The organism is Glycomyces amatae (genome assembly GCF_020991375.1).
GTDB lineage: Bacteria > Actinomycetota > Actinomycetes > Mycobacteriales > Micromonosporaceae > Glycomyces > Glycomyces amatae.
In genome coordinates, this window is sequence record NZ_JAJLQZ010000001.1 from 408,123 (window position 1) to 420,829 (window position 12,707).

Sequence of the window (12,707 nt, forward strand, 5' to 3'; positions counted from 1 at the left end):
CCGCGGGCGCCCGAGCCCCCGAACTCCGGTGCCCGCGTCCGTCCCATGCCCGAACCGCACCACTCGACCGCAGCCTGAAAGGAATCCGCCCGTGGTCCTCTCCACCGCAGTCCCTCCAGCCGAATCCACCATCGACGACCCGCGCCGCCGCCGCGCGGTCCTCATCACCGTATGCATCGCGCTCATGGCCGTGATCGCCTCGGTCACGGGGTTGAACGTCGCCCAGCCGGACCTCGCCGTCCAGTTCGGCGCCTCCCAGTCCACCGTCCTGTGGATCATCAACACCTACACGATCGCGCTGGCCGCCCTGCTCCTGCCGCTCGGCGCGCTCGGCGACCGTCTCGGGCGCCGCCCGGTCCTGCTCGCGGGCCTGCTCGTCTTCGGCGCGGCCAACGTGGCCGGCGGGCTCGCGACCTCCTCGGAGGCGATGATCGCCGCCCGGCTCGCCAGTGGCGTCGGCGCGGCGATGATCATGCCGGTCACCCTCGCCGTCATCACTTCGACGTTCCCGCAGCAGGAGCGCTCTCGCGCGATCGGTGTCTGGACGGCCGTCGCCGGAGGCGGCGGCATCCTCGGCATGTACCTTTCGGCGCTGCTCGTCGACGTGGCGGATTGGCGGTGGCTGTTCGCGCTCCCGGTCGCGCTCGTCGCGGTCGCCTTCCCCTTGACATTGCGGTTCGTGCCGAACTCGAGGGAGCGCTCGCCGCACCGGTTCGACGTGGTCGGTTCGCTCGCGTCAGTGGTCGCCGTGGTCGGGCTCATCCTCATGCTGCATGAAGGGCCGGCGAGCGGTTGGACCGCGACGCCGACGCTGCTGAGCCTCGCGGTGGGCGTCGCGGGCGCGATCGCGTTCGTCGTCTGGGAGCGTCGGCACCGCGCGCCGCTGCTGGAGGTGCGGCAGTTCCGCGATCGCGGCCTCGCGAGCGGTTCGGTCACGCTCTTGGCGGTGTTCGGGGTGCAAGCGGGGATCTTCGTGGTCATGTTTCCGTTCTTCCAGTCGGTTCTCGGCTGGTCCGGGCTTCGTTCCACCTTGGCGCTCTTGCCGATGATGGTGCTGATGATGGCGGCCTCGGCACTCGCGCCGCGCGTGGCCGCCCGTGCCGGCGCGCGTTCGACGATGGCCGCCGGTGTCGCGCTCTGCGCAGGGGGCCTGGCGACGATGGCGGTGTTCGTGTCCGTCGACGGCGGCTACTTGTCGGTACTGCCGGGCATGCTGGTGATGGGACTCGGCATGGGACTCTCGATGACACCGTCCACCGAAGCCATCACGCTCGCCTTGCCCACGGAGCGGCAGGGCGTCGCCTCCGCTTTGAACGACGTGACACGGGAGTTCGGCACCGCGCTCGGCATCGCACTCCTCGGCGCGGTCCTGTCCGCCGGGTACCGAAACGCGATCGACGACCGTATCGGGGACCTCGACGGGCCCGCCGGCGACGCTGCCCGCGCGGGTATCGGCACCGCCCTCACCGCCGAGGGACCCCAGGCCGAAGCACTGTTCCGGGCCGCCCAGGAGGCCTTCGTCGCCGGATGGCGGCACGCCATGTGGGCAGGCGTCGCCGTCATGGCCGTCCTGTTGGTCCACGTGCTCGCCAGGGGCCCGAAACCACGGGCCTGACCCAGGGCGTCGCCACCGTCCCGTCTCGATGCCGGTGGAATCGATCACGCAATACGAATACCGAAATAAACGCGCACACCGTTGCAGGACAAGGAAAGAGGGATCATCAATGCGATGATCCCTCATATCCTGTATGTCCGATTCAATAGGGGGATTCGAACTCGTGGCCTTCGGCCGGTGCTCCGGTGCCCTCCGTTCGAATCCGGTGCCGTCCTCTGACGAAGATGCACAGAGGCTGCAGCCCCTTTTAGACTGAGGCCGGTTCATCGGCCGGGGCGGGCGCGCGGCCGTGCCTGGACTTCGGCCGAGCCTGTCACCACTGGCGGTGGACGGTCGCCTTGGGGCCGGTCACCAGGCTGGCCGGTGGAACGTCATCGGCCACGACTGCGCCGGCGGCGATCACGGCGTCGCGGCCGATGCGCACTCCGGGCAGGATTGTGGCCCCGGCGCCGATCCAGACGTTCTCCTCGACGGTGATGGGCGCGCCGCTGAGCCACCCCCGCCGTTCTTCGGGGTCGACCGGGTGGCCGACGGTGATGAAGGTGGCCTTCGGGCCGATCATGGTGCGCTCTCCGATCCGGATGCCCGCGTAGTCCAGGAACGTGCAGTTCTGGTTGATGAACACCCGCTCGGCCAGGTCGAGGTTCAGGCCGTGGTCGGTGTAGAAGGGCGGATAGATCGTGACCCGCTCCGGCAGCGGTCGACCGAGGAGCTGTTCGAACAGTTCGGCCTTGCCCGCTTCGTCGTCGAAGGGCAGGACGTTCAGGCGGGAGGTGAGTTCGGTGGCACGCAGGACCCGTTCGGACATGGCCTTGAACTCGGGGCTGCGGATGCGCATGAGGCGGTCGCTGGACATGCTGCAAACCTTTCGGGTGCATCGGCATCGGGAGCTGGACGAGACTCACTAGACGCCGTCGGGACCGCCGAGTCAAGCGAGAAAGCGATACGCGCGCACGCCGCCCGAACGAATCGTCGACGTCGCGACATGCCCGGTAACCGGGCAACTAGCGCAGACGCAGGAGGCCGTGCCCGCGATCGCGGCCGAGTGCTGCGGCCGGTAGCGGTCTTCGATTCCATCGGCGGCGGTCAGCGCAGCGCGTTCAGCTCGTCGAGGGCGCGATGGCCGCGCTCGACCACCTCCGGAACGGCATCGTGACGCCCGTGGCGGACGGGGATCTCGAGCATGTGGAGGACCTGCGCCGCTGCGAGCACCGCCGCCCCCTCGCCGCCGACCAGGTCGAGGATGCTCGTCCACAGTCGTCTTCGGACACCGTCCAGCAGCGGATCCTGGAAGGAGTACCACACGAGGGCGGCGAGATCGGTCGCCCGCGTGCCGCTGCCTGCGTTCCCGATGTCCACGACCGCGACCACCGCTCCATCACGGACCAGGACGTTGCCGGGGGTCGCGAGATCGGCGTGGACCATGTCGGGCGCCTCGGGCGGCGGCGGGGCGTCGGCGCACATGAGCCGCAGCCGCTCGACCAAGGCCGACACCGCGGAAGAGTACCCCCAGAGCCCGGCCACGGACTCGCGGAGAAGCGACTGCTCGGGCGTCTCGTCGAACTCCGGTCCGGCGGCAGCCGATCCCTGGCCGGTGGCGACCCGCCAGGCGTACGACCAGTGGTCGTAGGGCTCGGAGGCCTGGCCGGCCTGGAGTTCGATGATCGCCATCAGCTGCTCGACGAGGGGCGGGGTCAGCTCCGGCGCGGGAGCCGCGTCGACGAAGTCCATCAGATGCCACACATGCGCGGCGGTGGCCCCCACCGCCCGCCAGGCCGGGGTGGGATAGCCGCGCCCGCGCATGTGCTCGACCACTCTCTGGGCCCGCAACGTCTCGTCCAGGTGGCCGGGGCGCGCCCTGGGCACCGCCTTGAGCACTGCGTTCGCCCCTCCGGCCAACTGGACGCGCACGGCGCCCCCGTTGACGCCTCCGGGCAGGCGACCGAGAGGTGTGACCTCTGCCCCGACCACGCCGGCCACGTCGTCCAGGACCTCGGCCGGCGGCGCTTCGGGATTCATGCTGTCCTCGCAAATCCAATCTCCGCCAAGCGGCCTCGGCCGAAGAACTCGTAGCCCGCCTCCCGCAGCGGGTCTCGGATGGTGTCCGATCACGGGCGCCGGTCCCATGTCCTCCGCCGACGGTCTCGCCGCTACGGCTCATCCTCCGGTTCGTCGTTCTCGCGCTGCCGTTCGGCTCGCATTTCGGACCAGCGCTGGAGTCGCTCGCCGATCCGGGCCTCGTCCCCGTTGGCGGTGGGCCGGTAGTAGGTCTCGCGGTCCATGCCGTCGGGGAAGTAGTCGGCGCCGGAGAAGCCGTCCTCGGCATCGGGATCGTACCGGTAGCCCTCGCCGTAGCCGAGCCGCTTCATGAGGCCGGTGGGGGCATTGAGGATGTGGGCGGGCGGGGCGAGCGAGCCGGTCTCGCGGGCGCGCTTGCGGGCGGCGCCGAAACCGCGGTAGACCGCGATCGACTTCGGCGCGGTCGCGAGGTAGACGACGGCCTGGGCGATCGCCAGCTCCCCTTCGGGGGAGCCGAGCCGCTCGTAGACGTCCCAGGCGGCGAGGGCCTGCCGGACCGCGTGCGGGTCGGCGGTGCCGACGTCCTCGGTGGCGAACCTGGTGATGCGGCGGGCGATGAACAGCGGGTCCTCGCCGCCCTCGAGCATCCGCGCGAGCCAGTACAGGGCCGCGTCGGGGTCGGAGCCGCGCATCGACTTGTGGAGCGCGGAGATCAGGTTGTAGTGGCCCTCCTGGGCCTTGTCGTAGACGGGGGCGCGCTTCTGGACCTGGGCGGCGAGCCCGGCGACGTCGAGCGGCGCGGTGCCCTCGGGGAGCGCGAGGAGCTGCTCGGCCATGTTGAGCAGGTAGCGGCCGTCGCCGTCGGCGAGCGCGAGGAGCGCCTCCCGCGCCTCGGGTTCGAGCGGCAGGGGCCGCCCGGTCTCGGCCTCGGCGCGGTCGGCGAGCGTGCGCAGCGCGGCGTCGTCGAGCCGTCTGAGGACGAGCACCTGGCAGCGCGACAGGAGCGCGCCGTTGAGCTCGAAGCTCGGGTTCTCGGTCGTGGCGCCGACGAGAACGACGGTGCCGTCCTCGACGTAGGGCAGGAAGCCGTCCTGCTGGGCGCGGTTGAAGCGGTGGATCTCGTCGACGAACAGCATGGTGCCCTGCCCGGTCTCGCGGCGCTGCCGGGCCGCTCGGAAGACCTTCCGCAGGTCGGCGACGCCGGAGAACGTGGCCGACAGCGGTTCGAACGCCAGGTTCGCCCGCTCGGCCAGGAGCCGGGCGATCGTGGTCTTCCCGGACCCCGGCGGTCCCCAGAGAATCTGGGAGACGAGCCGGCCGCGCCCGACCATGCGCCCGATCGGCGCGTCGGGGGCGAGCAGGTGGTCCTGGCCGACGACCGCTTCGAGGGACTGCGGCCGCAGGCGGTCGGCGAGCGGCCGGGGAGGTTCGCCGCCGAACAGCGGCAGGGCCGGAGGGTCGGTGCTCACCGGCGGCTCCGCTCGACGCGGGGACCGCCGGCCCGAAGCCGTTTCGCATCCATGGCCGTATCCTCCTCCCCCCGCGGTGGCGCCGCACGCCGAACGGCGCCACCGCCCGGGAGGCGCTAGGCCCCCGGGGCGTCGCCGAAGTCGTCGATGCGGAGGCGTTCGCCGCCGCGCAGGGCCGATTCGTGGGCCACGACGCCCGGGAGCGTGTACCGCGCGGCCACCCAGGCGTTCACGCTCGGCAGCGTCCGCTCGTTCACGGCGGTCACGAAGTCGTGCACGAGCAGCTGGTGGCTGCCCATGTGCCCGTTGCCGAGGCCCTTGAACTCGGCCGGGAGGGCGGCGGTGTCGTGCACGGGCGCGTGCCCGGAGATGAAGGAGTCGTGCAGCCTCGGGTCCACCCCGGCCAGCCCCGGGTCGTCGGCCCCGCTGGCCGACCCGGGGCGCACCAGGTCGGAGAGGTCGTGCAGCGGACCGGACCGGTCGTGCCACAGCGTGGACCGGGCGCCCTGCTCGAGGATGCCCTCGGTGCCGTAGAAGGTGAACCGCGACTCGGGGACGCCCTCGGCGAGGCCGACGCGGCGGAACTCGTTGGTGCGCATGCTTCCCCCGTCGGCCGTCTCGAACAGCGCGGTGGCGTTGGAGAAGTCGTTGTCGAACATGCTCACGGACCGGTCGAACACGCCGTCGCCGCGCCGGTCGGGCACGCCCACGGCGCTGACGCTGACCGCGTGGGTGCTCCAGGCGCCGAGCACGCCGCCGATGGCGTGGGTGGGGTACTTCATGGGCGGGAAGCTGGCGGTGCGCTTCCACTCGGCGCCGCCGCTGTACTGGTAGGCCGCGTAGAAGCCGTGGTCCATGTCGTGCACGTAGTCGCCCTCGGCGTAGAAGAGGCGCCCGAACGCCCCTGCGGCGGCCTTCTGTCGGGCGAGCACGGTGGCGGGGTGGTAGAAGCTGGTCTCGCCCATCATGTAGGTGAGGCCGGTCTCCTTGACGGCGTCGATGATCGCGCCGATCTCCTCGACCGTGAAGGCCATCGGCACGGCGGAGTAGACGTGCTTGCCCGCGCGCAGCGCCCGCACCACGAGCGGCCCGTGCGTCCACCGCTGGGTGAAGACCGCGACGGCGTCCGCGTCCGAGGCGAGCATCGCGTCGAAGTCCTCGGCCGTCCCCGCCAGGCCGAGCTCGCCGACGAGGGTCGCGGCGCGGTCGGGGAGGAGGTCGGTGACGGTGACGCGGGAGACCCCGGGGTGGGCGTTGAACAGTTTCGCGAACGCGCCGGCGAACTGCCCGGCGCCGACGATGCCGATTGAGAACACGGTGAGACTCCATGGTCAGGGGGACTGGTCGAAGGCGGCGGGTGGCGGCCGCCGCATCACGGTATAGGTTTCGATTCGAGAAGTCTTCACCGATTGGAACGAGTCTTTCTTGGATCCTCAGATCGCGATCGCCCCGCCGGAGCTGGTGGGCTGGGCCGGGCGCCCCATCCTCATGGACGCCGCCCACCAGCACGACGACCTGGAGATCAACTTCGTCGCCGAGGGCGGCACGATGCTCTACCTGTTCGGCGGCGAGCCCGTCGAGATCGCCCCGGGCTCGGTGGCGGCGTTCTGGGCGGCCGTGCCCCACCAGCTCGTCGCGAACGGGGCGACCCGGGCGCACTGGGTGCATGTGCCGTTCGCGACCTTCCTGGGCTGGGGCCTGCCGACCGCGCTGGTCGGCCGGCTGCTCTCGGGGACGCCGCTCATCGCCCCGCCCTCGGCGGCCATGGCCTCGGACCCGGCGAACTTCACCCAGTGGGCCGCCGACCTGGCCAGCGCGCGGCCCGAGCGCCGCCGCATCCTGCTGCTCGAGGTCGAGGCGCGGGTCCGGCGCCTCGCGCTGGACGCGCCGCAGGGGCCGGCGGCCGAGTACTCGGGCGGCGACCCGGCGCTGCGCCATGTCGTCACGATGGTCCGGCACCTCGCCGAGCACTTCCGCGAACCGCTGACGGTCGCCGACGTCGCCGCCGCGGCGAGCCTGCACCCCAACTACGCGATGGCGCACTTCGGCAAGATCGTGCGCACCACGATCATCGACTACCTCACGCGGTGCCGCCTGGCCGAGGGGCGGCGCCTGCTCGTCACCACCGACCTCCCGATCGCGACCGTGGCGGCCGAGTCCGGCTTCAGCTCGGTCAGCCGGTTCTACGCCGCGTTCAAGACCGGGTGCGGCGTCCCGCCCGCCGCGTACCGCCGCCAGCACCGGTAGCGCCGCGGCACCGGGTCACCTGCGCCAGAACAGGTGGTGCGCCACGCCGCTGGGGCTCGGCACGACCTCGTGGTGGAAGCGGTCGTCCAGCTCCTGCGGGGACTTCCACAGCCGCGACCCCGCTCCGATCGAGACCGGCGAGACCGCCACGTGCAGGGTGTCGACGAGGCCGGCGTCGAGGAACGACCGGATGGTCGCGGCCCCGCCGCCGAGCCGCACGTCCTTGCCGTCCGCGGCCTCCCGCGCCAGCGCGAGGGCGGCGGCGGGGTCGGCGTCGATGAAGTGGAACGTGGTGTCGGCGAGCGTGAACGAGGGGCGCGTGTGGTGGGTCAGCACGAACACCGGCGTGTGGAACGGCGGCTCCTCGCCCCACCAGCCGCGCCACCCGTGGTCCTTCCAGGGGCCCCGGTGGGGGCTGAACTTGTTGCTGCCCATGATCTCGGCGCCGATGTTGCGGGAGAAGTCCCGGGTGAAGTAGTCGTCGAGCCCGCGGCCGCCGCCCGGTTCGGTGCGGTTGGGCCAGCTCGCCGTGGCCCCGGCCCAGGCGAACATCGCGCCGGGGTCGGCGGTGCCGAACGGCCGCTCGAGGCTCTGGTGCTCGCCGGCGCCGAACCCGTCCTGCGAGACGGTGAAGTTCTGGACTCTCAGAAGCTGGCTCATGCGGTCCTCTTGTCGTGGTGGTGACGGGGTGACGGTGATGAGACTCCGCGGGCCGCCGGTATTCATCGCCGCGGCCGATATCTCCGCTACCCGGCGAGCGGCTGCGCTCCGACGGCGGCCAGCAGGCGCAGCTTCTCGTGGGTCTCGCTGCCGGGGACGGCGGTGTAGACGAGCAGCGAGTGGGCGTGGCCCGGGTCGACGAGGTGCTGGCAGTGGAGCTCGAGCGCGCCCACCTCGGGGTGCGCGAAGCGCTTGACCTGGCCCGGGCGGACGCCCACCTCGTGGCCGGCCCAGAGCCGCCGGAACTCCTCGCTCCGGTCGAGCAGCAGCTCGGCGAGGTGCGCGGCCCGCGAGTCGGGCCCGCGCAGCGCCAGGACCTCGCGCAGCCCCGAGGCGTACATGCGGCTCAGGAACGCGTGCTCCTCGGGCGCGTAGCGCCGCCGCACCTCGGGCATCGTGAACCACCGGTAGCCGAGGCTGCGCTCGGGCCCGCTGTAGGCGGTCGTGTCGCCGGTGAGGGCGACGCCCAGCGACGTCTGCCGCAGGGTCTCGCCCAGCTCGGTCACGATCTCGGCGGGCGTGTCGCCGAGGCGGTCGAGGACGCGCAGGAGCCCGGGGCTGATGTGCTCGCCCACCACGCCGCTCACCGGCGGCCGGTGCCCGGCGAGGCGGAACAGGTGGTCGCGCTCCATGTGCGACAGGTGCAGGCCCTGGGCGATCGAGGCGAGCATCTGCTCCGAGGGCTGCGGCCCGCGCCGCCGCTCGAGCCGGGCGTAGTAGTCGACCGACATGTGGCACAGCGCCGCGACCTCCTCGCGACGCAGGCCCGCCGTCCTGCGGCGGGGGCCGCGCGGCAGCCCCGCGTCCTCCGGTTGCAGCGCCTCGCGGCGCGTCCGCAGGAAATCGGCCAGTCCGGCGCGGTCGATCACGGCGTTCCCCCTTCTCGCGGATCGCTCCATGTATACCGTCCCGGACGGGGCGCAGCCACGGCCCGCCGATCCCCCTCTCGTGGCCGGCCCGGGGATCAGCGGATCGGGAGGCCCTGGACGGGGGCCGCCGTGTCCGGGACCGTGGTGGCCGGGAGACGAGCCAAGGAGCAGCGCGATGACACGCACGATCGACATCACCGTCCCGGACCTGTCGGGGAAGCGGGCGGTGGTCACCGGGGCCAGCGACGGCATGGGGCTGGGCATCGCCGAGCGCCTCGCCGCCGCGGGGGCGGAGGTGGTCATGCCCGTCCGCAATCTCGAGAAGGGCGAGCGCGCGGCCGAGCGGATCCGCCGGGCCGCGCCGGGCGCGGCGGTCTCGCTGCGCCGCCTCGACCTGTCGTCGCTGGAGTCGGTCGCGGCCCTCGGCGACACCCTGCGCGGCGAGGGGGACCCGATCCACCTGCTGGTCAACAACGCGGGGGTGATGACGCCGCCGGACCGGCAGACCACCGCGGACGGATTCGAGCTCCAGTTCGGCACCAACCACCTCGGGCACTTCGCGCTCACCGCCCGCCTGCTGCCGCTGCTGCGGGCGGGCCGGGCCCGCGTGACCTCGCAGGTGAGCGTCGCGGCGCGCAGCGGCGCCGTCAACTGGGACGACCTGAACTGGGAGCACGGCTACCGCGGGCAGCGCGCCTACAGCCAGTCGAAGATCGCGTTCGGGCTGTTCGGCCTCGAGCTGGAGCGGCGCAGCAGGGCCCGCGGCTGGGGCGTCACCAGCAACCTCGCCCATCCGGGCGTGGCCCCCACCAGCCTCCTGGCCGCCCGCCCGGAGCTCGGCCGCGGCCGCGACACGCCCCAGGTCCGCCTCATCCGGTGGCTCTCGGCCCGCGGGATCCTCCTGGGCACCGTCGCGACCGCGAAGCTGCCCGCGCTCATGGCCGCCACCGACCCCGCCGCGAAGCCCGGCGCCCTCTACGGTCCCAGCGGCCCCGGCCACCTCGGCGGCCCGCCCGCCGAGCAGCGGCTGTATCCGCCGCTGCGCAGCGCCGACGAGGCCGCGCGCGTCTGGGAGGTCTCGGAGCGGCTCACCGGGATCGAGGTCGCCGCCTGAGGCCCCGGCAGGGGAGGCGGGGGTCCGCGACCCGGAGAGGAGACGCCGGGCCGCGGACATCGTGGAGGTTCAGGACGCGGGGCCGCGCTTAATCGGTCTCGTCCTGGTCGCACTGCTTCCACGCGAAGTGGAACACGGTCTCGATGTCGCCATCGGTCGAGTCCATCGCGAGGAAGCTCTTCAGGGTGGGGTCGTCGCCCGCGCTGACGCGCAGCTCGGTGTTGATGTTGAAGTTGCGCTCTTCACCGCAGGGCCTGTAGACGACCTGGTCCACCTCGACCTCGTCGGTGAACTGCCAGTTGTCGCTGAGCGGTCCCGACAGCCGGTGGGTGGAGCTGGTGGTCTGGGACATGCCCGAGAAGTAGTAGCTCGCCCGCTGCATGCCGCTGGCGCCCTCCTCGAGGTGCCCGAAGCCGCGGTAGTCGGTCTTCGCGATCGCGTAGGTGAAGCCCGACGGGACGTTCACGATCAGGTTGAGCTGGCAGTTCTTGCGGAAGTCGGTGGGGTCGGAGTTGCCGCCGGCCTGCGCCAGGTAGTCGCTGTAGGTCACGGTGAACGAGGTGTTGCCCTCGTTGACCGCGACGGCCGTGGTGTCCTGGGGGCACCCCGAGCCGTTGACCGTGGCGATGTCGATGACGATCTGGTCGGGGGGCGCGTTGGTGAAGTGCGGGGCGGCCTGCGCGGGGCTCGCCAGCACCAGGGTCGCCAGGGCCAGGGCCCCGACGAGCACCGATGCCTTGCGGATGAGTTTCATGATGATCCCTCTCAAATGGTGGAGGTTGGGCGATGTCGGCCGACGGGCGGCGACATGGGGACCGGGTGGGGACGCGCCGCGGGTGAGCGGGCGGGCAGGACTCCGACGGAGTGCCTGGAGGCGGATCGGCGGAGTGGGTTTTGTCCGACTCGCCTGATCCATACATATATATATACATCAATGTCTAAGGGGTCAAGGATTTCACAGGAATTGATCACAGATTGTCCAATGAGGCTAGTGATACGGTTATTGACACGCGGTGGAATCCGGTTCAAGGCAGGCAAGAGTGCCCCGTATCATCGACACATGATCGGTGTTATCAGTGTTCAGAAGGCCTGCTGTTTCCGAAAAGATCGTGAAGCATCAATTCCGCGCATGCGGATCCAGCGCATCCGCGCCTCGGATGAGGAGCGGATGCGCCAGCGCGTATTCAGTACTCGGTCTGGTCTCAGGCCGCTTTAACCGCAGCGTTTCCAGGCGAAGTGGAAGACGGTCTCGATGCTGCCCCGCGACGAGTCCATCGCCATGAAGCTGCTCAGGCCGGGGTCGTCGCCGGCGCTCACCCGGAGCTCGGCGTTGATGTTGAGGTTCCGCTGCTCCCCGCAGGGCTGGTAGACCAGCTCGCTCCCGGCGGCCCTGTCGGTGAACTGCCAGCCGCCGTTGTAGGGGCCGCTCAGCTGGTGGGAGGAGCTGGTGGTCGCGGACTCGCCGCTGAAGTAGTAGCTCGCCTGCTGCATGCCGGTGGCGCCGCGCTCGAGGTGCCCGAAGCCGCGGTAGTCGGCCCTGGCGATCGCGTAGGTGAAGCCCGAGGGGATGTTCACGACCAGGTTGAGCTGGCAGTTCTTGCGGGAGTCGACGACGTCGGTGCCGCCGCCCGCCTCGGCGAGGAACTGGTCGTAGGTCACGGTGAAGGCGGTGTTGTCGCCGTTGACCTCGGCCTCGGCGGTGCCCCGCGGGCAGCCGGAGCCGTTGACGGTGGCGACCTCGACGGTGATCTTGCCGCCGGGGGTCTCGGTGGGTCGGACGTCGGCCTGCGCGGGGCCGGCCAGCATGACGGCGGCCAGGCCGGCCGCTCCCGCGAGCAGCGGGATCTTTCGGAGAACTGTCATTGGATTACTTTCTGGGATAAGGGAGAACAACGTCGACTGCTCCACTGCGGGTTCGCGATCGGAGCCGGTGCGCCGCCCATGCAGAGACCTGGGAGCGCTTCCAATCGGCATGCGGGGAGATCGGGGTTCCGATTGTGTCGAGGGTGCCCAATCCGTGTATCTAGGTATATACATAGAGGACTATTTAGTCAAGATGTATTGAACTGTTCATATTAGATTTACTCGGGAGGTAAGAGGGCAAACAGTGAATCAGATGAGCATTCTGGTCAATCTGATGGGGGTGGGGCCAGGTTGGCCATCGTGGACGGGCTAACGGGAGGGGGCCGGCGGACCGCGCCCCGGTGCCGAAGCGGGCACGCGAGTCCACTGAGGTCGGAGTTCCGCCGTCCGCGTTCCGTGAAAAGCGGGGGTTTCACGTATATCGATTTCATATCGAAATGCGACATGTCCGTGAGAGCGATTCCACAGTTGTGCACGCAATTCGTGCGATCGGGCTCGCCGCGATCGCCCGGTCCGGCCGAGAGTGGGACGACAATGCTTCCGAACTGCGATAACTTGTTACCACCGCGAGGCCGTACACTCCCGCGCGACGGCGACCCCGCCGCACGTCCGGCCCCGCGCACCGGCCGTCCGGAGCGTTCCCGATCGGGTCGCGCCGACCGATTCGCGACCGCAACCCGGGATGCGCGCATTTAACTGGAAATGACCACCTCCTCACGCGACCCGCCGATCCGCTCGATTGTCGGCCCCCTGCGGCATTCGCCGTCCTCGACATCGGCCACCGGCGGGAC

At 70.9% G+C, this 12,707-nt stretch carries 11 protein-coding genes; 3 read left to right on the forward strand and 8 right to left on the reverse strand.

Translation table 11 applies throughout. From position 1 onward, the window contains the following. The first annotated feature begins 28 nt into the window (after positions 1-28). Positions 29-1,615, forward strand: a complete 1,587-nt coding sequence (locus LO763_RS01960; RefSeq protein WP_439650250.1) for an MFS transporter — start codon at positions 29-31, stop codon at positions 1,613-1,615. Between the two features lie 313 nt (positions 1,616-1,928). Here LO763_RS01960 and LO763_RS29335 read toward each other — a convergent pair whose 3' ends face one another. From LO763_RS29335 to LO763_RS01980, 4 genes are all read right to left on the reverse strand, one after another. Continuing rightward, positions 1,929-2,471, reverse strand: coding sequence for a sugar O-acetyltransferase (locus tag LO763_RS29335; RefSeq protein WP_304608760.1), 543 nt, complete (start codon positions 2,469-2,471; stop codon positions 1,929-1,931). Positions 2,472-2,701: 230 nt separating this feature from the next. Continuing rightward, complete coding sequence (locus LO763_RS01970; RefSeq protein WP_230600166.1) at positions 2,702-3,634, reverse strand: phosphotransferase; 933 nt, start codon at positions 3,632-3,634, stop codon at positions 2,702-2,704. Between the two features lie 131 nt (positions 3,635-3,765). Beyond that, positions 3,766-5,103, reverse strand: coding sequence for a replication-associated recombination protein A (locus tag LO763_RS01975; protein WP_230600167.1), 1,338 nt, complete (start codon positions 5,101-5,103; stop codon positions 3,766-3,768). Between the two features lie 116 nt (positions 5,104-5,219). Further along, positions 5,220-6,419 carry a Gfo/Idh/MocA family protein gene (locus LO763_RS01980; protein WP_230600168.1) on the reverse strand — a complete coding sequence of 400 codons (1,200 nt, stop codon included), beginning with the start codon at positions 6,417-6,419 and terminating at the stop codon, positions 5,220-5,222. Positions 6,420-6,528: 109 nt separating this feature from the next. Here LO763_RS01980 and LO763_RS01985 point away from each other — a divergent pair, with 109 nt between their 5' ends. Further along, on the forward strand, positions 6,529-7,350 hold the full coding sequence (locus tag LO763_RS01985; RefSeq protein ID WP_230600169.1) for a helix-turn-helix domain-containing protein: 822 nt from the start codon (positions 6,529-6,531) through the stop codon (positions 7,348-7,350). A gap of 15 nt (positions 7,351-7,365) precedes the next feature. On the opposite strand, the gene LO763_RS01990 is transcribed toward LO763_RS01985, so the two are convergent. Continuing rightward, entirely contained in the window at positions 7,366-8,010 is a 645-nt protein-coding gene (locus LO763_RS01990) for a dihydrofolate reductase family protein (protein WP_230600170.1), read from the reverse strand. 86 nt (positions 8,011-8,096) lie between these two features. Next, on the reverse strand, positions 8,097-8,939 hold the full coding sequence (locus LO763_RS01995) for a helix-turn-helix transcriptional regulator (protein WP_230600171.1): 843 nt from the start codon (positions 8,937-8,939) through the stop codon (positions 8,097-8,099). Between the two features lie 175 nt (positions 8,940-9,114). Here LO763_RS01995 and LO763_RS02000 point away from each other — a divergent pair, with 175 nt between their 5' ends. Next, complete coding sequence (locus LO763_RS02000; RefSeq protein ID WP_230600172.1) at positions 9,115-10,053, forward strand: SDR family oxidoreductase; 939 nt, start codon at positions 9,115-9,117, stop codon at positions 10,051-10,053. Between the two features lie 88 nt (positions 10,054-10,141). On the opposite strand, the gene LO763_RS02005 is transcribed toward LO763_RS02000, so the two are convergent. Together LO763_RS02005 and LO763_RS02010 are read right to left on the reverse strand one after the other, a co-directional pair. Beyond that, positions 10,142-10,807 carry a DUF4360 domain-containing protein gene (locus LO763_RS02005; protein WP_230600173.1) on the reverse strand — a complete coding sequence of 222 codons (666 nt, stop codon included), beginning with the start codon at positions 10,805-10,807 and terminating at the stop codon, positions 10,142-10,144. Between the two features lie 458 nt (positions 10,808-11,265). Beyond that, on the reverse strand, positions 11,266-11,916 hold the full coding sequence (locus LO763_RS02010; RefSeq protein ID WP_230600174.1) for a DUF4360 domain-containing protein: 651 nt from the start codon (positions 11,914-11,916) through the stop codon (positions 11,266-11,268). Positions 11,917-12,707: the final 791 nt, after the last annotated feature.